Source organism: Actinomadura geliboluensis, from assembly GCF_043197915.1.
GTDB lineage: Bacteria > Actinomycetota > Actinomycetes > Streptosporangiales > Streptosporangiaceae > Spirillospora > Spirillospora geliboluensis.
Genome location: NZ_JBICUA010000014.1, coordinates 137,042 through 159,094, shown reverse-complemented (window position 1 = coordinate 159,094; position 22,053 = coordinate 137,042). Strand labels below are relative to the sequence as shown.

Here is a 22,053-nt window from a genome sequence, read left to right as displayed (position 1 = left end):
CGTTCAGGAGAGTGGGGCCATCGACCGACACACCCCCGATGGGAGTTCCGATGACTTCGCACAGCACCCTCACCGGCCGTGAGATCCGCCTCGCCGCCCGCCCGGTCGGCGAGCCGGCCCCGACCGACTTCGCGCTCGCCGAGGCCGCCGTGCCGGAGCCGGGCGACGGGCAGATCCTCGTCCGCAACACATGGATGTCGGTGGACCCGTACATGCGGGGGCGGATGGACGACGTGCCCTCCCCCGTCCTCCCGCCGTTCGAGCTCGGCGCCCCGCTGGAGGGCGCGGCGGTCGGCGAGGTGATCGCCTCCCGGTCGGCGGACGTCCCGGTCGGCGCGACCGTCTCGCACTTCCTCGGATGGCGGGAGTACGCGGTGCTGGACGCGGCCGCCGCGACCGTCGTCGACACCGGGCTCGCCCCCGTCCAGGCGTACCTGGGCCCGCTCGGCACGACCGGCCTGACCGCGTACGCCGCGCTCACCGACGTGGCGCCCGTCCGCGAGGGCGACGTCGTCTTCGTCTCGGCCGCGGCGGGCGCGGTCGGCAGCGTCGCCGGGCAGCTCGCCCGCACACTGGGCGCCGCGAAGGTGATCGGCTCGGCGGGCGGGCCGGACAAGATGAAGAGGCTGCTCGCCGACTTCGGGTTCGACGCCGCCCTCGACCACCGCGCCGGCCCCATCGCCGCCCAGCTCGCGGACGCCGCCCCCGGCGGCATCGACGTCTACCTCGACGCCGTCGGCGGCGACCACCTCGAAGCCGCGATCGGCGCCCTGAACGTCGGCGGCCGCGCCGCGCTGGTGGGCGCCATCAGCGGCTACAACGCCACCGCGCCCGTCCCCGGCCCGGCCAACCTCGCGCAGATCGTCTACAAGCAGCTCACCCTGCGCGGCATGCAGGTCGGCGCGTACCTGCACCTGTTCCCCGAGTACATCGCCAAGGCCGCGGGCTGGCTCGCCGACGGCACCCTGCGCACCGAGGAGACCGTCTTCGACGGCCTCGACCGGGCCCCGGCCGCGCTCCTCGGCAACCTGCGCGGCGCCAACACCGGCAAGACGCTCGTCCGCCTCTGATCCTCTGGAAGGACGGTCCCATGGCCACCGCACTGCTCGTCGTCGCCCACCACCGCGCCGACTCCCTCACCGCCCACATCGCCGACCGGGCGCGCGTCCGGCTGGAGAAGGACGGGCGCACCGTCGACGTCCTCGACCTGCACGCCGAGGGCTTCGACCCACGCATGACCGTCGCGGACGAACCGGACTGGGGCGACCGCGACAAGACCTACTCCGCGGAGGTCCGCGCCCACATGCGGCGGATCGACGCGGCGGACCTCATCATCGTGGTCTTCCCCGTCTGGTGGTACGGGCTCCCGGCCGTCCTCAAGGGCTGGATCGACCGGGTGTGGAACTACGGCTTCGCCTACGGCCGGCCCACCGCGCGCTTCGGCGGGAAGCGGATGCTGTGGCTGGCACTGGCCGGGCAGTCCCGCGAGGAGTACGCCGGCCACGGCCTCGGCGACGCCCTCGCCCACCAGCTGACGGTCGGCATCTCGAACTACTGCGGCATCACGGACGCCGCAGTCCGGTTCGTCCACGACACGGTCTCCCCCGCCGCCCCGGCCCCGGCGACCGCCGACGACGCCCTCGGAGAGTTCCTCGCACCCTCCTGACCCGGGGCCCTGTCCGGCGCCGGTAGAGCCGCAGGGCCGCGGCCACTACTCAGTCGCCGCACCGCGGTCGCAGCCGGAGCCGGACACCGCCCCCGCGATCGGGGGGAGCGGAAGCGGTGCAGGTCACCACGCCGGGGTCGCGCACCACGGCCCCGGCGGGCACCGCCGCCCTGTTCCACTTTCCGCCGCTGTAGCGGTACGGGGACTCCCCCAGCGGCGCGGACGGTGCCTGCGCGACCCAGGGGCCCCCGGAGGCGTCCACGGTCACGGCGAGTGCAGCGTCACCCGGGCCGCGCGACGCTCGGGTAGCCGCGCGGCGCCCAACGCTCCGTCGTGACGATCGCTCATCTCGGCCGCGGGTGTCGTCCTGACCGCGTGAGCGTTCCCGGGCGGGCCGGTGCGGCGGGTCCTCCGTGCTCCTCGGGGCTGCGCGGCCTGACGGGCGGCTGACTGCGGGGTGCTCGCGAAGTTGATTCCGGAGGGGCTCTAGACATGAAATCGAACGATCGATATGTTCACCTCTCATTGGAGGTGATGACATGGGTCACATGGTACGTGTGTTCTGTGCCGCCACTGTCGTCCTGGCCGCTTCGGCCTGCGCCGGCGGGGCGTCATCGGGGGCGGGCGACTCGAAGCGGGTCGTGATCGCGAACTTCGGCGGGTCGGTCGAGAAAGTTACCGATACGTCATTCTGGAAGCCCTTCACGGCCGACGGCGGACTCGCCGTGCGATCCGATCCGGCGGGCGGCGGGTTCGCCGCCAAGCTGCAGGCCCAGGCGCAGAGCGGCCGGATGAGCTGGGACGTCATCGAGGCGCTCGAAGGTTCCAGTGCGGTGCTGCTGTACCGGAAGGGGCTGCTGGAGAAGCTGCCCGCAGACCTCACCGCGCAGCTGACGAAGGTCTCCGTGCCGGACTCGGTGCAGCCCTACGGGGTATCGATGGGCGACACCGGCGTCGTCATCACCTGCAATATGAAAGTCGTCAATAAATGCCCTGCCAATCCGGCTGAATTCTGGGACGTCAAGAATTTCCCGGGCCGCCGGGCGATGATCGACAACCCGCACGAGTCCATGGCGTCCGCCCTCATCGCCGACGGCGTTCCGGCCGGCGAGGTGTTCCCCATCGACGTCGATCGGGCGCTCCGCAAGCTCGGTCAGATCAAGTCCGCGGTCAACGTCTGGACCACGAGCGGCGACCAGCAGATGCAGCTGATGCGCAGCGGCGAGGTCGGCATCGCGTTCATGTGGAGCGGGCGGGTCAAGTCGCTGGCCGACGAGGGCGTCAAGTTGAAGACGAGCTGGGACGGCTCACTGGTGAATCCGTCCTACACGGTCGTGGTCAAGAACGGGCCCAACACCGACGGCGGGATGAAGTACCTGAAGTGGTACGCGACTCACCCGGACGCGCAGGCGAACCTCGTCAACGCGCTCGGCTACGGCACCTCCAGTCGCGCCGTGGGCACCCTGGTGAAGCCGGGGGTGCGCGCGTGGATGCCGTCCGACCCCGCCAATGCCAAGAACCAGGTGCGCATCGATTCCGCCTGGTGGGCGGACAACCAGCGCACGGTCGCGCCTCGCTGGCGCGACTTCATCGCAGGCTGACAAGGAGGTGACATGACGGCCTCGATCTCGCTGCCGCGCCCGTTCCGGCAGGCCCGGTCCTCCGATTGGAACGCCGGGCTACTCCTCGGGCTGCCGGCCTACCTGACCGTGCTGGCGGTCGTCGCCTACCCGATGGGCCGGCTGGCCTGGGATGTCGTGAGCACCGCCGGACCGGGCGGGATACTCGATCCGCTGCGCAGCGCGGCTGAGCGCGCGGCGCTGCTGCGGACGCTGCGCGTCAGCGGCCTGGTCGCGGTGGCGAGCGTCGCGCTCGGGTTGTTCGTCGCCTACGCGCTCGCCTGGTCCCGCAGCCGTGTGGTGCGGGTCTCGCTGTGGGCTTCGGTGCTCGCGCCGTTCTGGATGAGCGTCGTGGTCAAGAACTATGCGTTCGTCCTGTTGCTGCAACAGCAGGGACCGGTCACCAAGGCGCTGCGGTCGGCGGGACTGCTGAGCGCTCACGGCGACCTCCTCTACACCGAGGGCGCCGTCCTGGTCGGGATGCTGTACGCGATGCTTCCGTACGCCGTGCTCGTGCTCTACCCGAGCGTCCGCAACGTGCGGGCCGAGCAACTGCAGGCGGCGGAGACGCTGGGGGCGGGGCGGTTGCGCGCCCTGCGCGACGTCATGCTGCCCGCGACGGCGCCATCGCTCCTGTCGGCGGGGACGCTGGTGTTCGTCATCTCGATCGGGTTCTACGTGACGCCCATCGTGCTCGGCGGGGTGGGGTCGCCGTTCGTCGCGGCGCGGGTCCACGAGCAGATCTTCGAATACTTCGACCTCGTCGGCGCCAAGTCGTACGCGCTGCTGCTGATGCTGACGGCCCTGGCGGTTTTCGGGCTCAGCAGGTTCGCGGCCCGGTTCCTGCCGCAGAGCCGGGTGCGCGGGGAGGCCCGCCGATGAGCGCCGCAGTCGGCCGCCGGGCCGCTTCCTGGACGGGCCGCGCCCTGTACGGGGCGGTGGTCCTCGGCATCGTGGCGTTCATGCTGCTGCCCACGCTGGTCGTGGTCGGCACCTCGTTCTCCGCGTCCTCGTACATCGAATGGCCGCCGTCGTCCTTCGGGCTGCGGCAGTACGACACGCTGCTGCACTCGGCCGATCTGGCCGCCGCGACCTGGCGCTCGCTGCTCGTCGCCGCGGGGACGGCGGTCGTCACGCTGCTCGTGGCGGCCCCGCTGGTCCTCGGCCTGAGCCGGGCGCGGGTGCCGGGCGGGAAGGGGCTGCGCGTCGCCGTCGTCCTGCCGATGGTGACGCCCGGCGTCGCCTACGCCGTGGCGCTGTACGGGATGTTCGCAGGCTTCGCGCTCGTCGACACCGTCCCGGCGGTGCTGCTGGCCCATGTCGCGGTCAGCCTGCCGGTGGTGCTGCTCGCGCTCGAACCCGCGATGGACGCGGTGCCGCGCGAGTACGAGCTGGCCGCGATGTCGCTGGGTGCGTCCCGGGCCCGAGCCTGGGCCGGGGTGACGCTGCGGCTGATCGCGCCGGGGCTGGTGGCCGCCGGGGTGCTGGCCTTCGTCACCAGCTTCGACGAGGCGACCTTGGCGAGCTTCCTGACCGGACCTCGGACCGCGACGCTGCCCAAGGTCATCCTCGACTCGGTCAGCACCGGTGTCGATCCCGCGATCACCGCGGTGTCGGCGCTGCTCATCGCCGCGACCGGGCTGCTGATGTCGTTCGCGGGGACGGTCGGCCGGCTCCGGCAGGCGCTCCGGAACCGGAATGAGAGAAGGGCGAAGACCGATGACCAGTCCTGACGTGATCACCGGCAGGCGGGCCGGGACGGCGGCGGACGAGCCGCCGCGGCTGCGGCTCGCCGGCGTCACCAAGCGGTACGGGGCCGTCGTCGCCGCCGACGGCCTGACGCTGGAGCTCGCGCCCGGCGAGTTCCTCTCCCTGCTCGGGGAGAGCGGCTCGGGTAAGAGCACCGTGCTCAGGCTGGTCGCCGGGTTCGAGACGCCGGACGAGGGCACCGTCCACATCGGGGACCGCGACGTCACCGGGCTGCCGCCCGCGCGCCGCGACCTCGGCATGGTGTTCCAGCAGTACGCGCTGTTCCCGTACCAGACCGTCGCCCGCAACGTCGAGTACGGCCTGCGGCGCCGCAAGTGGGGCCGCGACGACCGGCGGCGGCGGGTCGCCGAGCTGCTCGACCTGGTCCGGATGAGCCCTTACGCGCGGCGCTACCCGGCCCAGTTGTCCGGCGGGCAGCAGCAACGCGTCGCACTCGCCCGCGCTCTCGCCGCCGAACCGGGGCTGCTGCTGATGGACGAGCCGCTGTCCGCGCTCGACCGGGCGCTGCGCCTCGACCTGCAGGACGAGATCCGGGCCGTGCACCGCTCAACGGGCGCCGGCATGGTGTACGTGACCCACGACCGGGACGAGGCGCTGTCGCTGTCCGACCGCATCGTGGTGCTGCGGCACGGCCGCATCGACGCGATGGGCACTCCGGCCTCGCTCTTCCAGCGGCCCCGTACCGCATACGTCGCCAGGCTGATCTCCGACGCCAACATCCTGCCGTGCGAGCGGGAACCTGGCGCGGCGTCCTCGAGCAGGCGGATCCGGGTTCGGCTGTGGGACCGGGTCGCCGAGGTCTCCACCGAGGGCGAGCCGCCCGCGGACGCGGATCTCGCCGTGGCCGTGCCCCGCACGGCGATCAGTCTGACGCCGTCCGGCGGTGGTCCGGGCGGAGGCGACGCGGTCGAACTGCCCGCGCGCATCGAGGACAGGGTGTACCTCGGCGACACCGTCCGGCTCCTCCTGCGCCTGGACGACACGACGACGATCACCGCGCACCTGCCGGAGGCGGCCGGATCAGGGTCGCCGACGGGCGAGCGGGTCACCGTGCGCATCGCGCTCGGCGCGTGCTCGGCGGTGACGCGTTGACCGAGGAGCTGGATCCCGTGTACTTCACCACCGGTGAACGGGACTTCCTGATCCCCGCGGTCTGGGAGGGCACCGGCGACGAGCTGCACACGAACCGCCTCGTCGCGGCGGCCTCCGACTTCGGCGGGCGCATCATGTCCGGGATCGCGACGATGACCCTCGCCGTCGCCCGGCTCGACGGAGCCCGCCTCGGCGCGCCGCCGGCCTGCCTCGAGTGGGACTTCGCGGGACCGGTCAGGGAGGGCGAGAAGGTCCGGGTGGTCGCCTCCCGGGCGGGCGGCGACCTGACCGTCGCGACGTCCGTCGACGGTGCGACCACCGGCACCGGCGTCCTGCGCGCCGCGCCCGCGGAGCCTCCGGCGCCCGCCGGCGGGCCGGACGGCGCCCGGAGCCGCGGCTGGACGATCACGGCGGCCGACCTCGAACTCTTCGCCGACTGGATCGGCGCCGGAGGAGAGGACGGGAGGGACGCCGGGAGCGGTCCGGTGCCGTGGCCGCTGCTGATCCTCGTGACATCCGGACTGATGGGGCGCGACCGGCTGTTCGGTAACGCCCCCTCCGGCCAGGTGCTCAACCGCTGGATGCGCTGGCGGTTCGCGAGCATGCCGGTGACCGGCGAGACCGTCCACTGCGTGCTGCGCTCGCACACGTCCCGCAGGAGCCGGACGAGACCGGGCGACCTGGTCTCCCGCATCGTCCTGGACACCCGCTCGGCCGACGACGGCCGGGCCCTCACCGAGATCGATTGGGTGGTGCTGTCCCGATGACCGCAGAGGAAACCCTCCCCGGGCGCGTCCCGGCCGCGCCGGAGCTGCCACCGGCCGCGGAGTCCGGGTTCGCGGCCCTGCTCGCCTGGGCCGCGCGGACCCGTCCCGACGCCCCCGCCCTGGAGGTCGAAGGCGACGAGACGCTGACCCGTGCCGAGCTCGCGGCCCGGGTCGGCGCCCTGGCGGGCGCGCTCGCGGACGCCGGCGTCACGGAGGGCGCGGTCGTCGGCATGGCGCTGGACAACCGCGCCCGGTCCTACGTCCTCATCCTCGCGGCGGCGGCACTGGGAGCGACCATCCTCCCCCTGAACCCCGGATTCCAGCCCGCCGAGTTCGAGGCGCTCGCCGAGCTCGCCCGCCCGACCCACCTCGTCGCGCTCCCCCGGTTCGCCGACGCCCACGCGGCGCTGCTGGCCGAACGCGGCGTCCGGGTCGTCGACATCGAGGGCACCGCGGCGGCCCCGGCCGGCACGCTGTCTGCGGCCGAGAGCGCACCGATGCGCGAGCACCCCGTCTGGTACGGGCTGACGTCGGGATCGACGGGCCTACCGAAGATCATCAGCAAGACGCAGGGCAAGTGGCTGGACGCCGCGTCGGTACTGCGCTCGGTCCTGGCGCTCGACCCCCACGACCGGCTGCTCAGCGCGCAGCCCTGCTACTACGGCGACCCGCTGATGCTGTTCTTGGCCTGCCTGCAGAGCGGTGCCTGCTTCGTCCTGCTGTCCAGGTTCCGGTCACAGACGTTCATGCGCAATGTCGCCGACCGCGCGGTCACCAAGTTCTGGACGATCGGCTCGATGCCGGCGATGCTCCTCAACGCCCCGCCCGGGCCGTCCGACCGTGAGCACCGCGCGGTCGCCGCGTGGAGCATCGGGATACCGCGCGCCCTGCACGGCCCGCTGGAGGAGCGGTTCGGGCTGCGCTGGCTGGAGGTGTACGGGTCGGCGGAGGCGAACGCCGTCCTCGCGCAGACACTGGATTCCCCGTCCACCCCGGGCGAGGGGTGGCTCGGCGGTATCGTTCCCGGCCAGGAGATCCGGATGGTGGACGAGCACGGCGCGGAACTTCACGGCGACGGCACCGGCCAGCTCCTCGTCCGCGGTCGCCTGGTCGTCGACGGATACCTGCGCAACCCCGAGGCCACCGCCGCCGCCTTCACCGGCGACGGATGGTACCGGTCCGGCGACATCATGGAACGGCGCGGCGGACGGCTCCGCTTCGTCCGCCGCGAGAAGGAGATCGTCCGGAGGGCGGGCGAGAACATCTCGACCGAGGAGGTGGAGCGGGCGCTGCGCACGCATCCGCTCGTCCAGGACGCGGCGGTCCTGCCGCACCCCGATCCGGTCCGGGGCGAAGAGGTCTGGGCCGTGGTCGAGCCCGTCCCCGGCGCGCGCCCGGAGGCGGGCGCGCTCGCCGAACACGCGGGCCGCCATCTCGCCCGGCACAAGGTGCCGCGTTTCGTCAGCCTCATCGACGCACTCCCCCGCACCCCGTCGGAGCGCGTCGCCAAGCGCCTCCTCCGCGACCGCGACGACCTGGAGACCACCGATCTCCGCCCCGGCGACGCACGCATCAGGAAGGACACCCCCTAGTGCCCCGAAACCAGCGCAGGGACTCTGAGCCCGGCACCCGAGAACGCATCCTGCGGTCGGCGGGCGCGCTGTTCACCGAGAAGGGCTACGCCGCGGTCGGCATCCGCGAGATCGCGACCGGGGCCGACATGACGATCGGCGCGCTGTACCACTACTACTCCAACAAGGAGGCGCTGCTCATCGCGGTCACCGAGGACGCGCTCCAGCGGGCGGTGACGGTCGCCAAGGAGGCCGCGGACCTCGACGCCGACCCGGCCGCGAGGCTGGCCAACCTCGTCCGGGCGCACGTCCGCGAGCAGGGGGCGGACGCCGAACTGTGGAACACCAGCGCCCGCGAGATGCCGAGAACGGACGCCAACGGAAACTGGACGCCCGTCCGCGAGTTGCGCGCCGCGTTCGAGCGCATCTGGAACGAGGTGCTGCAGGCCGGCGTGGAGGCAGGCCAGTTCGAGCTGCGCGACCTCTCGGTCACCCGCCTCTCGCTCCTCGCGATGTGCAACGGCATCAGCGACTGGTACCAGCCCGCCGGCCGGTTGTCGCTGGACGAACTGGCCGACCTGATGGCCGAGATGGCACTGGACCTCGTCCAGAGCCGGCGCGGCTAGGGCCTGCTCGAAGTCGGGCGTGTGACGGTGTGATGATCGCTGAGCGACGAGTTCTCCGGTAGAGACTTCATCGACCAAGAAGAAACAACACCGGAGATCTCGTGGCCACCGCCTCGATCCCGTCCATGATCTGGCGGTAGCCCGACGCCGAGCTCCGGTTACAGGTGCTTTTCGGCGGGGGCGATTCGCACCCTGCGGACCTCGATCGCCGCGGGCACGGGGAAGCCATCGGCACCGTCGGCCGTCTTGATGTCGCGGCACAGTGCGAGCGCGGCCTCAAGCGGGACGCACCTTGACGCAAGTAGAGATCTTCGCGGAGGATCCGGGTGCGTCGGCGGCGCGCAACGCCGCGCCGGGGCGGCGCCCGGGCAGGACGGGCACCAGGAGGAACCGGGTGGTGTGGTCCTGGGCGGCCACCTGACCCTGGCGTCGGGGACGGCGCCCTTGCTGGACGACGGTGTCCGCTCGGATCCGGCGGACACCGTCGTCGTACAGCCTGCGCCCGCGCCGGGAATATTCGTCAGCGCGAGTCCGCGAACGAGACATAGCCGCCGGTGTCGGTGATAAAGACCGGCGTGCCATCCTTCGTTCCGGATGATGGCCGCGGTGTTCGCACTCGGGGGGCCGGCCGGTTATGGCACGGAATGGTGCGTCCGCTGACCAGGTAGGTGCCGACCGAGGAGGCGGATCCGGTGCGCCGACCGTTCTGCTCGTAGACACCAGAGGTGGTCAACGTCCAGACCATGAACTGGCCGGGCTTGAAGTTGCCCGGATTGATCGTCATCTTCCAGCCGCCGCCCGGCTTCGGGAGATCACTGGGCAGGGTGTACAGGCCGTCCGGCATGTCGTACACGTTCGACGGGAGGTCGACCTGCCTGGCATGGGGCTGCGGGCACACCGTGCCCTCCGGGATGGAGTACACGACCGCCGGCACGCCCAGCGACCGCAATTCGCGCGAGAGCGCGTCGGCATCGCGCGAGTCCAGGGTCTTCTCGGTGACCTTGACCGTTACCAGGCCGGACGGACCTCGGGTCACCGCGTAGGCGGGCTGAGCGCTCCCCGTCCAGGTCAGCAGCACACCGGCAACCGCGCACGCCGTGCACGCCGCCCCCGCGAGGCCCCACGCCGATCGCCGGCGCATCACCCCCGGGCGGCGCGGCGGCCGAACCGCCGATACGCGAGCGCCCTGCTCGTTCTTGGCGGCAACCGCCGCGGTCAGCTCGATCAGCCTCCGTTCCTGATAGCCCGCGAGCGGAGTGTCATCGGTGGGGATGTTGCTCATGAGGAGGCTCCTTTCGCCAAGGAGGACTGTGGATTAGCGATTGACTGGACGAGCACCGCATTGTCCGGTGGAAAGGCGGCTTTCAGCCGGTTACGGGCCCGGTGCAGCCGAACCCGAGCGGTACCGTTGCGGATGCCCAGCGCCGCGGCCGCCTCACCCAGGGTCAGGCCGTCGAGATCGACCAGCTCGATGACGCTGCGCAACCGCTCGGGCAGCGCGGAGAGCGTCGCATGCAAGGCGCGCGCCACCCGCTCGGCGTCGATCTGCTCTTCCAGCCGGACGATGTCGTCGCCGTCCAGGTGGCGATGGCCTCCCGCCCGCTGAGCCTTGTCGCGTTCACCAGCATGGCGCCGCCATTCAGCGGCCACCACGTTCCGGGCGATGCCCAGCAACCACGCTCGGGGGCTTCCCCGGCCGACCTGATACCGCTCGGCCGTATCGATCGCGGCCAGGAACACCTCGGTGGTCAGATCGTCGACCGTGTGAGGATCGGAGATCCGGCGAGCCACGAAGCGGGTCACATCCGCGACATGCCGCCGATAGAACACCTCCAGCGCCGCCCGATCACGACCGATCGCGCTGACATCCGCCGGATCTGTCCTCACGGCCGGCTTCACATCTCCCATCCAAGGGCCTCCCGCTCTGCACTGTTTGCTCTTCTTGGCGAGAGCGCCTCGTCGTGTTACATCCCACCGGCCCTTCCTTGTGCCGGCGTTGCGGACGCGAAGCTTGGAACGGACGGTTCTGCCAAGGATCGCGGGCCGCAGATCTACCGGGCGAAGCTTCGACTCCGCCGCCAGATCGCCACACCCACCACGGCACCGCCCCCCCCAGAATCACCCTGCGCGTCCCCGACACCTGCCGTCGGTCATTCGGAGCCGGTGATCAGTGGTCTTCGATTTGGCGGTTGGCAGGCTTCCTGCCGACGGTGGTGTCGGCCTGCCATGCCCGCCGCCGCTCGCGCGTGAACCTTCTCGGGGTCGGCTGGCAAAGAGGGGTGTTGTTGCCAGCGATCCAGGAGGGCCGGTATGTGAAGGGTGACGCCATGACCGCTGTCGGGGCGGTCGCGTCCACCAGTGACGCCGAGGAGATCGAGCGTTCTCGGCAGGAGCCTGAGCGGTTCGCTGTGCTGTTCGACCGGTACGGCGCGCGTTTGCATCGGTATGCGGCGCGCAGGCTCGGGGACGGCGAGGCCGACGACATCGTCGCCGAGACGTTCCTGGTGGCGTTCCGGCAGCGGGATGGATACGACCTCGGCCGTTCCGAGGCGCTGCCATGGCTGTACGGGATCGCCTCCAATCTCATCCGCAGGCATCGGCGCGCCGAGGTGAGCCGGTATCGGACGTTCGTGCGTACCGGGGTGCTGCTGGACGCGGCCGAGGGTGTCGCCGAGCGGGCGGTCGAACGGGCGAGCGCCCAGATGAGCGGGCGTCGGCTCGCCCGGGCGATCGCGGGGTTGGCGGCCCGCGACCGGGACGTGCTGCTGCTGGTGGCGTGGGCTGATCTGTCGTATGAGCAGGTCGCCGACGCGCTGGGGCTTCCGGTGGGGACGGTGCGGTCCCGGCTGAACCGGGCCCGGAAAAAGGTGAGGCAGGAGTTCGGCGGAGTGAATCCGACCTCCGCCCATGATCGGAATGAGGACATCGGTGATGACTGACCTGCGTGAGGTACGGGAGTTGTGGAGCGAGGCCGCCGAGCCCGAACCCGCCAGGCTGGCCGCCGTCCGGCAGCGGTTTCTGCGGGACACGCGGCCGGGGGGTCTTGGTGCGCGCAGACGGTGGCGGGCGTGGGGGGTCCGGACGGCGGCGGCGGGCGGACTGGTCGCGGCGGTGACCGCGGGCACCTTCGTGGTGGCGGGCGGGAGCGGTCCCGGTTCGGCACCGGCCAGCGCCGCCGAGCTGCTCACCCTGGCCGCGCAGGCGGCCGGGGACGGGCAGGTCGCGGATCCGCGTCCGGGCCAGTTCGCCTACCGGGAGTCGGTCGCGCTGGAGCTCTCGACCGGCAGCGGGGGCTCCTGGTTCCGGAAGGTGCGCTACCAGGAGTGGCGGCGGGCGGACGGCGGAGTCCCGGTCTATCGCCGGACCACGCTGCTGGGGCTCGTGCCGCTGCCGGGTGGGAAGGTGCCCGCCCAGGCCTGGGAGCTCGCGCGTGCCGGCACGGGCGCAAGGTTCCTGCCGTGCGCCTTTGAGCCGACCGAGCCGAACGCGCCGTACGCCGTGCACAGGGCACTGCCCACCGACCCGGCGCGGCTGCGCGGCGCCCTGGCCGCCGGGGTGGACGCCGGGCAGCGAGCGGAACTGTCGGAGGACCAGGCCGTGTGGATCAACCTCACGGCACTGGCCTCCGCGCAGCCGCCGCCCAGGGTCCAGGCGGCACTGTTCACCGTCGCCCGCCAGATCCAGGGCACGCGCCTGTCCGGCCGCACGACCGACGCCGCCGGGCGCCCGGGCCTCGCGGTGACCCTCGACACCCGGCCCGGCGAGCACGAGGAGCTGATCTTCGACGCCAAGACCTACCGCTTCCTCGGCTGGCGCGGCACGGCGACGGGCGACACCCTGCCCGCCGCGACCACCACCGCAGACGTCGCCGTGACCAAAACCGCAATCACCGACGGCCTCCCTGCGGGGGTCTCCACCTCCGGACACACCTGCCCAGACACAACCGGCGGCTGACCGACCGAACAGATGCAGGGCCGTGTGAGCCTCTTGGCGCTCACACGGCCCTGCTGGGCAACTCGGGCACAACCCAGGCAAAGACGACCGAACCGGCCCCTTTGGACGAAGGAGAAGGGAGCGGTTCCTGCTGAGAGACGAAGGAGGTCACGCGGTGAGGCCGTACCGCTCCGTCTGTTCGGCGGACCGGAACCACCGGTCCTTGCCACGAAGGGAAGGTTGGCCGCCTGGCCGTATACGTCGCCGGAGTGGTGTGCCAGGATGCGCGGCATGGGTTTTGCTGACCGGTATCTCGCTGAGGACGAATCCCTGGTGCACGCCACGCGCCAGCACTGGACCGAGATGGTCGGCGAGTTCGTGATCCTCTGCCTCATCTGGATCGTCGCGGGCGCGCTGCTGTGGGTCATCCCGTCCGGCGAGTACTGGGGTCGGATCGCCGACTACGTCGTCCTCGGGGTGGCCGCGATCCTCTCGCTGTGGTTCTGGCTGATCCCGCTTCTGCGCTGGCGCGGCACCATGTACATCGTCACCACCAAGCGGATCTACAAGCGCAGCGGGTTCCTGACCAAGACCGGTCACAGCATCCCGCTGGTCCGCGTCAACGACGTGTCGTTCCGGGTGACGCTGTGGGAGCGGATCTGGCGATACGGGACGCTCGACGTCCAGTCCGCCTCCGAGCACGGGATGCTGCGGCTCAAGCGCGTCCCCGACCCCGAGGGCCTCAAGTCCAAGATCTACCAGGCCGTGGACGAGGAGCAGAGCCGGCACCAGATGGGCCCGGGCGTCGCCGACCACAGGTGAGATCACACGGGCGGCGCCGTCCCGTGTTCGTAGGTGAAGTACCTGCCGCCGCCGTCGTCACAGGCGGCCGGATCGACCGGCTGGACTGTATCCGCCTTGCGGTACGACGAAGGCCCGCCCCGCACAGGCAAGGAGCATGCCGAGTCCCCAGCCGGCGATCGCGTCGGTCGGCCAGTGGTAGCCCAGCGTGACCACGGCGACGGCGACCCCGGCGGCCAGGGCGTGCGCGGCGATCGTCCATGCGCGGGACGCGCCGACCAGGGCCGCCACGAACAGCAGGCAGGCGGCGGCGTTGGCGGCATGGCCGAAGGGAAAGGACAGGAACCCATCGGCGAGCAGCGCGTCTCGGCCGGTGCGGGGCGGCGTCCTGGCGAATCCGATCTGGGCTCCCCGTACGAGGAGTTCGGCGGTGACCAGCCAGACCCCGGCACGGATCGCCAGTGCGGCGCTGCGCCGCCGCCAGGCGACCGCGAGCGAGGTCAGCGCGGCGAGGGAACCGACAAGCCAGTACTGGCCGGCGTTCACGACCGTCCGCCAGAAGAAGTGCCGGTAACCGCTCCGGGGCGGCAGGCCATCGGCGAACACCTGATCGTCGAGATGCCTCAGCGGGCCGCCGACCAGCACGTCCGCGATCACCACCACCGTGACCACCGCGGAGGCGACCACCAGCCCTTGTGGCCGCCTCCTGGCGCTCACGAGTCCGCCTCTGGCCTCGATGTCCGGACCCCCCATCCGTCGAGCTATCCAAGGTACGTCGTGGTCGCCGGACACCCGCCGTTCGCCGTCGCGTCCGTCCCGAACGTGATGATCACGACTCCATCCGGCGAACTGCTGAAGGGCCCCTGACGGACGTGCTACAAGTGTAGTAGCAATCGCCGGGACGCCCCATCGAGCGGCATGAGGAGGCCGGGGTCCACGTGCCGCCGCGGTACAGGAGACAACCGAACGGATTGAGCCCGCGATCGCGGACGGAGGACGCCGCTGCGGGGTCGGGGCCGGAGGATCGGCGAGGCCACCGAACGCCGTTTCGCGAACGTGTCGCCTCCCTGGTGGAGTCGCGGCACTTCCAGCGTGTGATCGTCGCGGTGATCCTGGTCAACGCCGTCACGCTCGGGCTGGAGACGGTGCCGTCGGTGCTGGACCGGCACGGTGCCGTTCTGCACACGGTGGACCGTCTGGCGCTCGGCGTGTTCGTCGCCGAGTTGGCGGCCAAGATCTACGTCCAGCGTGTTCGGTTCGTCCGGGAGCCGTGGAATCTGTTCGACTTCACGGTCATCGCCATCTCCCTGGTGCCGCACTCGGGTGGCCTGTCGGTGCTGCGCGCGCTGCGCGTCCTGCGGGCGCTGCGCCTGGTCTCGGTGGTCCCCAGCCTGCGCCGGGTGGTGTCGGCCCTGCTCGGGGCGATGCCCGGAATGGCCTCGATCGCCGTGCTGCTCGGCCTGGTGCTCTACGTCGCGGCGGTGATGGCCACCAAGCTGTTCGGCGCGACCAACCCCGAGTACTTCGGCGATCTGGGCGTCTCCCTGTTCACCCTCTTCCAGGTGATGACCGGGGAGGCATGGTCGGAGGTGGCCCGCGCGGTGATGCGGCACCATCCTTCGGCGTGGATCTTCTTCGTGGTGTTCATCCTGATCTGCACGTTCGTGGTGCTGAACCTGTTCATCGCCGTGGTGGTGCGCGCCATGGAGGACGACGACCTGGAGCAGTCCGAGGCGATCGCCGCCATCGTCCACCGTGCTCGGCGAGAGTCCGACACGGTCCTGCTCGAGGAGATCACCGCGCTCCGCGCGGAGGTCAGAGCACTGCGCCGCGACCAGGAGAACACCGTTGGGGAGGCCTCGGCAGCGCCGGCTGAAAGGGCCGCGCGGCCGTGAGTGTGAAGGTTGCGAAGCCGTCAATGCACGGGTTTTCCAGTACACGATCCCAGCCGGACGACAGGCGTTACCGCCCCGGTCGGATGCGGCACCGATCGGTACGGAAACACGATCACGGAATCGCCGAATACAAGGCCCAGGGCAGGATTGAATCGCCGCCCCACTTGGTGTAACGATGATCAGGTCGAATACAGCGTCGCCAAATAAGTCGGCTTTACGATGGCCGCTGGTCTACACCCCTCATCGGCATTGTCCCGCCCGGCGGATGCGGGAGGGGCTACTGCCGTCTCTCCCAACACACCGGTGTAAGGAGCCGGCCTTCAGCGAGCCCGGATGGCCCTTTCACAACTCTCTCGCTGCCTCCTCATGGGCTAAGCGCCCGCTCCTGGTCGGCCGTCGCTGGCGGCACGGTCGCGGCTCGGGAGCGCGTCCGAGATGCGTTCGCGGACGGCCCGGGAGGGGGCGGCGACCGCCCCTCCCGCGCGACCGGGTTCAGGGGGCGGCGTGGTTCCGCGGGCGGGACGCGAGGTGCTCCCCGACCCGTCCGACCAGGAGTGTCATCTCGTAGCTGATCTGCGCCGGGTCGGCGCTGGTGTCGGAGAGCACGGTCAGCGAGGCGCCCTCGCCCGCCGCGGTGACGAACAGGAAGGCGTTCTGCATCTCGATGATCGTCTGGTGCACCTGGCCCGCGCCGAACTGGGTCCGCGCGCCCTGGGCGAGGCTCTGCACGCCGGCGGCGAGGGCGGACAGGTACTCCGCGTCCTCCCGGCTCAGGCCGGCGGACGCCCCCATGAGGAGCCCGTCGGCCGACTGCACCACCGCCTTGGTCACCTGGGGCACCCGTTCGACGAGCCCGTCGATCAGCCAATCCAGCCGGTTGGTCGAATCGCCTCGCAGCGGCGTCACGTGGCTTCTCCTCTTCCGAGACATCGGCGGGGTTCAGGGACCGCCGAACGCCGGAACATGTTTTCATCGTCGGCCCGCCAAGATACATGGAATTCCAGACACATGATCAAACTTGTGGCACGGTGTAGCCCGAGTTCGGTCGTCCGGTGCCCCGCCAAGCCTGAAAGAGACACCATGAACGTCCACGTCAGTCATATCCGCGTTGACCTCGGCCGTTTCGCCCGGTGAGGAGCCCACGCCGCCGGCGTTCGATCCGGTTCTCCCTTTTCGGTCTGATCATCGTTCCGATGGTCTCCCTGGTCACGCTGTGGGTCTTCGCGGCGCAGAGCACCGCGTCCAAGGCCGTCAACCAGCGCGACCTCGACACCACCAACGAGATCTACGGCGGCGCCGCGCAGCCGATGCTCGTCACCCTGGCCCAGGAGCGGCAGGAGTCGGTGACCTGGCTGAGCCGCAACCACCGGCTGCCGCGCACGCCGTTGGACGCCGTCCGCGCGAAGATGGACGGCACGATCGTCCAGATGAACAAGGCTGTGGACTCTGAGAAGTTCCAGGCCACGCTGACGGACGCGATGAAGCAGCGGCTGTCGGTGCTGATGGACAGGCTCAACGGGATCGGCGGGCTGCGGAGCCAGGTCGACTCCCGCGCCCTGACGAGGCTGGAGGCGTTCAACGCCTACAACGACGTCCTCGAAGCCCACTTCCAGTACGTCAACGTGCTGGTGGCCGGCGACGGCCTCCAGCAGTCCGCCCACACCGCCGCCATGTCGCGCGGCATCGAGCTACGCGGGCGGGAGATCGCGCTGGTGGGCGGCGTGCTCGCGGACGGCCGCCGGATGACCGCCGGCGAGTACGCGGCGGTCAGCAGGCTGGTGTACGAACGGCGGTTCCTGGAGAGCTCGAACCTCGCCGAGCTCCACCCGGCCATCGCCGCTCCGTTCAAGCAGGCGCTGGCGTCCCCCGCCGAGAGGTCCTTCACCGCGGTGGAGGACGGCATCCTGGCGACCCGTCCCGGCGCGAAACTGCGGATCTCCGCGGCCGACTGGAAGGCCGTCGCGGGCGCCTCCATCGGGCAGATCGACGGCGCGCTCGGCAAGTCCCGGGCGCAGAACGCCGCCGAGGCCAAGGCGGCCTCGGACGAGACGCTGCTGCGCCTCGTCCTCATCGGCGTCATCGGCCTGGTCGCGATCACCCTGACCGCGCTCCTGATGTTCCGCTTCAGCCGCCGCATCAGCCGCGACCTGCTCGGCCTCCAGGGCGCCGCGCGCACCATGGCCGAGGAGCGGCTGCCGGACGTCGTGCGCCGGCTGAGCCGCGGGCACGAGGTCGACGTGGCGGCGGAGGCCCCGCCGCTGGAGGTCGGCCGGACGGCGGAGGTCTTCAACGTGTCGGCCGCGTTCTCGTCGGTGCAGCGCACCGCCGTCGAGGCCGCCGTCCGCCAGGCCGAGCTGCGCGCCGCGGTCAACCAGGTGTTCCAGAACCTCGCCCGGCGCAACCAGTCGCTGCTGCACCGGCAGCTGGCGATGCTGGACACGCTGGAGCGCAAGGCGTCCGACCCCGACGCCCTCGCCGACCTGTTCGCCATCGACCACCTCACGACCCGCATGCGGCGGCACGCGGAGGGTCTGATCATCCTGTCCGGCGCCGCGCCCGGCCGCGGCTGGCGGCACCCGGTGAGCATTCTGGACGTGCTGCGCGGCGCCATCGGCGAGATCGAGGACTACGCCCGCGTCGAGGTGGTCAGCACGGCGGAGGAGGGCATCGTCGGCGGAGCCGTCGCCGACGTGATCCACCTGCTGGCGGAGCTGATCGAGAACGCGACCGTCCTGTCGCCGCCGAACACGCCGGTGGAGGTCGACGCCGGGCTGGTGGGCCAGGGCTTCGTGGTCGAGATCCAGGACCGCGGCCTCGGCATGAAGCCGGACAAGCTGGCGGCCGTCAACGAGCAGCTCCGCCGCGAGCCGGAGTTCGACCTGACCCACGGCGACCAGCTCGGGCTGTTCGTCGTCGGGACGCTCGCGCACCGGCGCGGGATCAAGGTGGCGCTGGAGCCGAACGCCTACGGCGGCATCAAGACCGTCGTGCTGCTGCCGCACTCGCTCGTCGTCTCGGCGGACCAGGTCGGCCGCGCCGGCACCGAGCAGGCGGACGCCCCCGCGAACGTCCCGGACCTGTCCGCCGCGGACGGGACGGTCCCCCCGGCGGGCTCCGGGCCGCTGGACATCATCGGCCACGACACGCAGGAGAACGCGATGGACCCCGTCGGACGGCACCGCGCCGGCGGCACCGAGCCGCCGGACGGCGACCACGGCGACCCCCTCGGCATGCCGCCGCCCGGCCCGGCGACCGAGCAGAGCACGCCGAGCGCTCCGTCCGAGCCGCAGCCGGCGCGGGCGGCGTCGTCCACGGCCGAGGGCACCCACGCGGGGATGCCGCGCCGCGTGCGCCGCCAGAACCTGGCGCCGCAGCTGCGCGACACCGCCCCGCCCGCCCGGGACGAGAAGCGGCCGCCGGGACGCGGCGCGCGCTCGCCGGAGCGCGCCAGCTCGGTCATGGCCTCGATGCAGAGCGGGTGGCGGCGCGGGCGCGGCGAACCGCCGTCGGTCCCGCCCACCGGACGTGACGAGGAGGACGAACGTTGACGGAACCATCGATCACGGCCGACGAGGTGCGCCGGCTGCTGGACGGCATCGGCGGCCGGGCGGAGCTGGTGAGCGGCGCGGTCCTGCTGTCCAGGGACGGGCTGGTCGTGGCCTGCTCCTCCGGCGTCGGCCGGGAGAACTCCGAGCATCTCGCCGCGCTGGTCGCGGGCATGCAGGGGCTCGCCCGCGGCGCGTGCCGCCGGTTCGACGGCGGTGAGCTGCTGCAGAGCGTCATCGAGATGGACACGATGCTGGTGTTCATGGTCCCGGCGGGCGAGGACGCGTGCCTCGCCGTGCTGGCGCACGCCGACGCGGACGCGGGCGCGGTCGTGCTGCGGATGGTCCAGCTCGCCGAGGAGCTGGCCGAGCGGCCGCCGTTCATCCCCCGGCTGTCGGGAACGGGCGCCAGGTGAGGCCGGGGTGACCGATGAGCGATGACCGATGGCTCGACGGGGACGCCGGCCCCGTCGTTCGCCCCTACACGGTCACGCGGGGCCGGACCCGGCTCCGCGACGACGGCCTCGACCTGAACCTGATCTCCGTGCTGGAGGCGACCGGTGTGCCGGTCCCCCGGCGGGTGCGGCTCGACCCCGAGCACCGCAGGCTGCTGGCGATCTGCCGGCGGCCGATCACCTTCGCCGACCTGGCGTCCGAGATCGACCTGCCCGTCGGCGTCGTCCGGGTCCTGGTCGACGACCTGCGCGACGAGAACGCGCTCAGGGTGCTGAAACCGACTCCCACCGGCGACGTCCCGGACGAGCTCGTACTAAGGAAGCTGCTGAATGGACTACGCGCACTCTGACACCGCCGTCCGGCATCCGGGCGCCGCCGGGGGCGGCCAGCTGACCGCCGCGAAGATCCTCATCGCGGGCGGGTTCGGGGTCGGCAAGACGACCATGGTGGGCTCGATCAGCGAGATCCGCCCGCTGCGCACCGAGGAGATCCTCACCGACCAGAGCGTCGGCGTGGACGACACCACCGGCGTGGACGGCAAGACCAGCACCACCGTGGCCATGGACTTCGGCCGGATCACGCTCCCGGACGACCTGGTGCTGTACCTGTTCGGGACGCCGGGCCAGCAGCGGTTCTGGTTCATGTGGGACGAGCTGGCCCTCGGCGCCGTCGGCGCGGTGGTGCTCGCCGACGTGCGCCGCCTCGCCGACTGCTTCGGCACCGTCGACTACTTCGAGGACCGCCGCACCCCGTTCATGGTCGCCGTGAACTGCTTCGACGGCGCCGAGCGCAAGGACCCCGAGGACGTGCGGATCGCCCTGGACCTGGACGACGACGTCCCGCTGATGCTGTGCGACGTGCGCAGCAGGGCCTCGGCCAAGCAGGTGCTGATCACCATGGTCGAGCACGTCCTCACCAAGACCGCGTCCAGGCGCTGAACGCATCCGCTCCCGCGCCGCCGACGCCGCCCCCAACCCCCCGCACCCAACCTAGGGATCACATGCCAATGCCCCTGCCCTCCTTCCCCGCCGCGGACGAGAAGCCGCTCGACACCTGCGTCCGGCTGCGCGAGATCGCCCCCGTGGTCGAAGTGGAGTTCCCGGGAGGCGTCGCCGCCTACCTGGCGCTGACCCACGACGCCGTGAAGGAGATCCTCGCCGGAGACAACAGGACCTTCCTGCGGGAGCCCGAGAACTGGCCCGCCCTGTACGACGGGACGATCCCCGAGGACTGGCCGCTGCGCGCCGTCGTCCAGGGAGGCCACCTGTCCACCAAGGACGGCGACGACCACCGGCGGCTGCGCGGCCTGGTCGGGAAGGCCTTCACCCCCGCGCGGATCAAGGCGATGGAGCCGCGCGTCCAGCAGATCGTGGACGAACTGCTCGACAACGTGATCGCCGCCGGCGACGGCGTGGACCTGGTCCCCGCCTTCACCGAGGCGCTGCCGATGTGGGTGATCTGCGAACTGTTCGGCGTCCCCGCCGCGGACCGGACCCAGATGCGCAACTGGACCGCCGCGCTGCTGGCGCACACGACACCGCCGGAGGAGGCTTTCGCGACGCAGAAGGCCCTTCAGGCGTACCTGCACGACTTGGTGGACCGCAAGCGGGAGAACCCCGGCGACGACCTCACGTCCGGCCTGGTGCAGGCGCAGGACGAAGGGGACAGGCTCACCACCGAAGAACTGGTCGGCGTGCTGTGGCTGATGCTCGTCGCCGGCCACGAGACGACCGTCCACATGCTCGGCCACGCCATCCTGGCGCTGGCCCAGCACCCCGACCAGCTGGCGCTGGCCAAGGCCGAGGACCGGTGGGACGACGTCGTCGAGGAGACCCTGCGGTACCGCCACTCGGTGATGATGACCAGCTGGCGCTTCACCGCGCGGGACGTGACCATCGCCGGCGTGGACATCCCCAAGGGCCAGGCGGTCGGCGTCGTCTACCAGGTGACCGGCATCGACCCGGCCGAGCACGGCGAGACCGCGGACCAGTTCGACATCACCCGTGAGCAGAACACGCGCCTCAGCTTCGGGCACGGACCCCGCTACTGCATCGGCGCGTCACTGGCCCGCCTGGAGGGACGGCTGGCGCTCGCCACGCTGTACCGGCGGCTGCCCGACCTCGCCCTCGCCATCGACCCGAACGACGTTCCCTACTCCCCGTCCTTCTTCACCATCGGCCCGCTCTCCATCCCCGTCACCCTCGGCCTCTGACTCCCGAACGCCCGGCCCGGCGGCGCCCAGCCGCCGGGCCGCGCCCGCGCCCGCGCCCGCGCAAGCCGGCGGAAGTTGGATCGTGTCTTGTCGGTGAACA

22 protein-coding genes are annotated in these 22,053 nt (G+C 71.5%); 18 read left to right on the top strand and 4 right to left on the bottom strand.

The features are described 5' to 3' along the window. Positions 1-50: 50 nt before the first annotated feature. The 9 genes from ACGFI1_RS37150 (at position 51) to ACGFI1_RS37110 (ending at position 9,111) form a co-directional block, all read left to right on the top strand. The gene (locus tag ACGFI1_RS37150; RefSeq protein WP_392792233.1) at positions 51-1,070 is read left to right on the top strand and encodes an NADP-dependent oxidoreductase; all 1,020 of its coding nucleotides are present in this window, start codon (positions 51-53) and stop codon (positions 1,068-1,070) included. A gap of 20 nt (positions 1,071-1,090) precedes the next feature. Next, positions 1,091-1,666: an NAD(P)H oxidoreductase gene (locus tag ACGFI1_RS37145; RefSeq protein WP_392792230.1), complete on the top strand. Its 576-nt coding sequence runs from the start codon at positions 1,091-1,093 to the stop codon at positions 1,664-1,666. Positions 1,667-2,205: 539 nt separating this feature from the next. Next, complete coding sequence (locus ACGFI1_RS37140; protein WP_392792227.1) at positions 2,206-3,267, top strand: extracellular solute-binding protein; 1,062 nt, start codon at positions 2,206-2,208, stop codon at positions 3,265-3,267. A 12-nt stretch (positions 3,268-3,279) separates the two neighbouring features. After that, entirely contained in the window at positions 3,280-4,167 is an 888-nt protein-coding gene (locus ACGFI1_RS37135; protein ID WP_138638670.1) for an ABC transporter permease, read from the top strand. Further along, complete coding sequence (locus ACGFI1_RS37130) at positions 4,164-5,018, top strand: ABC transporter permease (RefSeq protein ID WP_386876432.1); 855 nt, start codon at positions 4,164-4,166, stop codon at positions 5,016-5,018. Before ACGFI1_RS37135 ends, ACGFI1_RS37130 begins: the two co-directional genes overlap by 4 nt. Further along, positions 5,005-6,147, top strand: coding sequence for an ABC transporter ATP-binding protein (locus tag ACGFI1_RS37125; RefSeq protein WP_392792224.1), 1,143 nt, complete (start codon positions 5,005-5,007; stop codon positions 6,145-6,147). Before ACGFI1_RS37130 ends, ACGFI1_RS37125 begins: the two co-directional genes overlap by 14 nt. Continuing rightward, on the top strand, positions 6,144-6,914 hold the full coding sequence (locus ACGFI1_RS37120; RefSeq protein WP_392792221.1) for a hypothetical protein: 771 nt from the start codon (positions 6,144-6,146) through the stop codon (positions 6,912-6,914). Before ACGFI1_RS37125 ends, ACGFI1_RS37120 begins: the two co-directional genes overlap by 4 nt. Next, the gene (locus tag ACGFI1_RS37115; RefSeq protein ID WP_392792218.1) at positions 6,911-8,506 is read left to right on the top strand and encodes a class I adenylate-forming enzyme family protein; all 1,596 of its coding nucleotides are present in this window, start codon (positions 6,911-6,913) and stop codon (positions 8,504-8,506) included. Before ACGFI1_RS37120 ends, ACGFI1_RS37115 begins: the two co-directional genes overlap by 4 nt. After that, positions 8,506-9,111, top strand: coding sequence for a TetR family transcriptional regulator (locus ACGFI1_RS37110; RefSeq protein ID WP_392792215.1), 606 nt, complete (start codon positions 8,506-8,508; stop codon positions 9,109-9,111). Before ACGFI1_RS37115 ends, ACGFI1_RS37110 begins: the two co-directional genes overlap by 1 nt. Positions 9,112-9,631: 520 nt before the next feature. Here ACGFI1_RS37110 and ACGFI1_RS37105 read toward each other — a convergent pair. Together ACGFI1_RS37105 and ACGFI1_RS37100 are read right to left on the bottom strand one after the other, a co-directional pair. Continuing rightward, positions 9,632-10,393: a hypothetical protein gene (locus ACGFI1_RS37105; protein WP_392792212.1), complete on the bottom strand. Its 762-nt coding sequence runs from the start codon at positions 10,391-10,393 to the stop codon at positions 9,632-9,634. Next, a complete protein-coding gene (locus ACGFI1_RS37100; RefSeq protein WP_387068107.1) occupies positions 10,390-11,019 on the bottom strand; it encodes an RNA polymerase sigma factor in 630 nt (209 codons plus the stop codon). Before ACGFI1_RS37100 ends, ACGFI1_RS37105 begins: the two co-directional genes overlap by 4 nt. A gap of 281 nt (positions 11,020-11,300) precedes the next feature. Here ACGFI1_RS37100 and ACGFI1_RS37095 point away from each other — a divergent pair, with 281 nt between their 5' ends. The 3 genes from ACGFI1_RS37095 (at position 11,301) to ACGFI1_RS37085 (ending at position 13,866) form a co-directional block, all read left to right on the top strand. Further along, positions 11,301-12,050: an RNA polymerase sigma factor gene (locus tag ACGFI1_RS37095; protein WP_392792209.1), complete on the top strand. Its 750-nt coding sequence runs from the start codon at positions 11,301-11,303 to the stop codon at positions 12,048-12,050. Further along, positions 12,043-13,065: a CU044_5270 family protein gene (locus ACGFI1_RS37090; protein WP_392792207.1), complete on the top strand. Its 1,023-nt coding sequence runs from the start codon at positions 12,043-12,045 to the stop codon at positions 13,063-13,065. Before ACGFI1_RS37095 ends, ACGFI1_RS37090 begins: the two co-directional genes overlap by 8 nt. Before the next feature lie 270 nt (positions 13,066-13,335). Further along, complete coding sequence (locus ACGFI1_RS37085) at positions 13,336-13,866, top strand: PH domain-containing protein (protein ID WP_386868045.1); 531 nt, start codon at positions 13,336-13,338, stop codon at positions 13,864-13,866. Positions 13,867-13,923: 57 nt separating this feature from the next. On the opposite strand, the gene ACGFI1_RS37080 is transcribed toward ACGFI1_RS37085, so the two are convergent. Continuing rightward, entirely contained in the window at positions 13,924-14,562 is a 639-nt protein-coding gene (locus tag ACGFI1_RS37080) for a phosphatase PAP2 family protein (protein ID WP_392792204.1), read from the bottom strand. Between the two features lie 353 nt (positions 14,563-14,915). Here ACGFI1_RS37080 and ACGFI1_RS37075 point away from each other — a divergent pair, with 353 nt between their 5' ends. Continuing rightward, a complete protein-coding gene (locus tag ACGFI1_RS37075) occupies positions 14,916-15,740 on the top strand; it encodes an ion transporter (RefSeq protein ID WP_392792201.1) in 825 nt (274 codons plus the stop codon). Positions 15,741-16,232: 492 nt separating this feature from the next. Here the strand turns inward: ACGFI1_RS37075 and ACGFI1_RS37070 are convergent, their stop codons facing one another. Next, positions 16,233-16,646 (bottom strand): roadblock/LC7 domain-containing protein, encoded by a 414-nt coding sequence (locus ACGFI1_RS37070; RefSeq protein ID WP_386868051.1) that lies wholly within the window; start codon positions 16,644-16,646, stop codon positions 16,233-16,235. Positions 16,647-16,933: 287 nt separating this feature from the next. Here ACGFI1_RS37070 and ACGFI1_RS37065 point away from each other — a divergent pair, with 287 nt between their 5' ends. The 5 genes from ACGFI1_RS37065 to ACGFI1_RS37045 all read left to right on the top strand — a co-directional run bounded on the left by ACGFI1_RS37065 (position 16,934) and on the right by ACGFI1_RS37045 (position 21,953). After that, the gene (locus ACGFI1_RS37065) at positions 16,934-19,288 is read left to right on the top strand and encodes a sensor histidine kinase (RefSeq protein WP_392792198.1); all 2,355 of its coding nucleotides are present in this window, start codon (positions 16,934-16,936) and stop codon (positions 19,286-19,288) included. Next, complete coding sequence (locus ACGFI1_RS37060; RefSeq protein ID WP_392792195.1) at positions 19,285-19,701, top strand: roadblock/LC7 domain-containing protein; 417 nt, start codon at positions 19,285-19,287, stop codon at positions 19,699-19,701. The genes ACGFI1_RS37065 and ACGFI1_RS37060 overlap by 4 nt, the downstream gene beginning before the upstream one ends. Before the next feature lie 14 nt (positions 19,702-19,715). Then, positions 19,716-20,090: a DUF742 domain-containing protein gene (locus ACGFI1_RS37055; protein WP_138639131.1), complete on the top strand. Its 375-nt coding sequence runs from the start codon at positions 19,716-19,718 to the stop codon at positions 20,088-20,090. Next, positions 20,071-20,679 carry a GTP-binding protein gene (locus tag ACGFI1_RS37050; RefSeq protein ID WP_138639130.1) on the top strand — a complete coding sequence of 203 codons (609 nt, stop codon included), beginning with the start codon at positions 20,071-20,073 and terminating at the stop codon, positions 20,677-20,679. Before ACGFI1_RS37055 ends, ACGFI1_RS37050 begins: the two co-directional genes overlap by 20 nt. Positions 20,680-20,747: 68 nt before the next feature. Then, positions 20,748-21,953: a cytochrome P450 family protein gene (locus ACGFI1_RS37045; protein WP_392792192.1), complete on the top strand. Its 1,206-nt coding sequence runs from the start codon at positions 20,748-20,750 to the stop codon at positions 21,951-21,953. Positions 21,954-22,053: the final 100 nt, after the last annotated feature.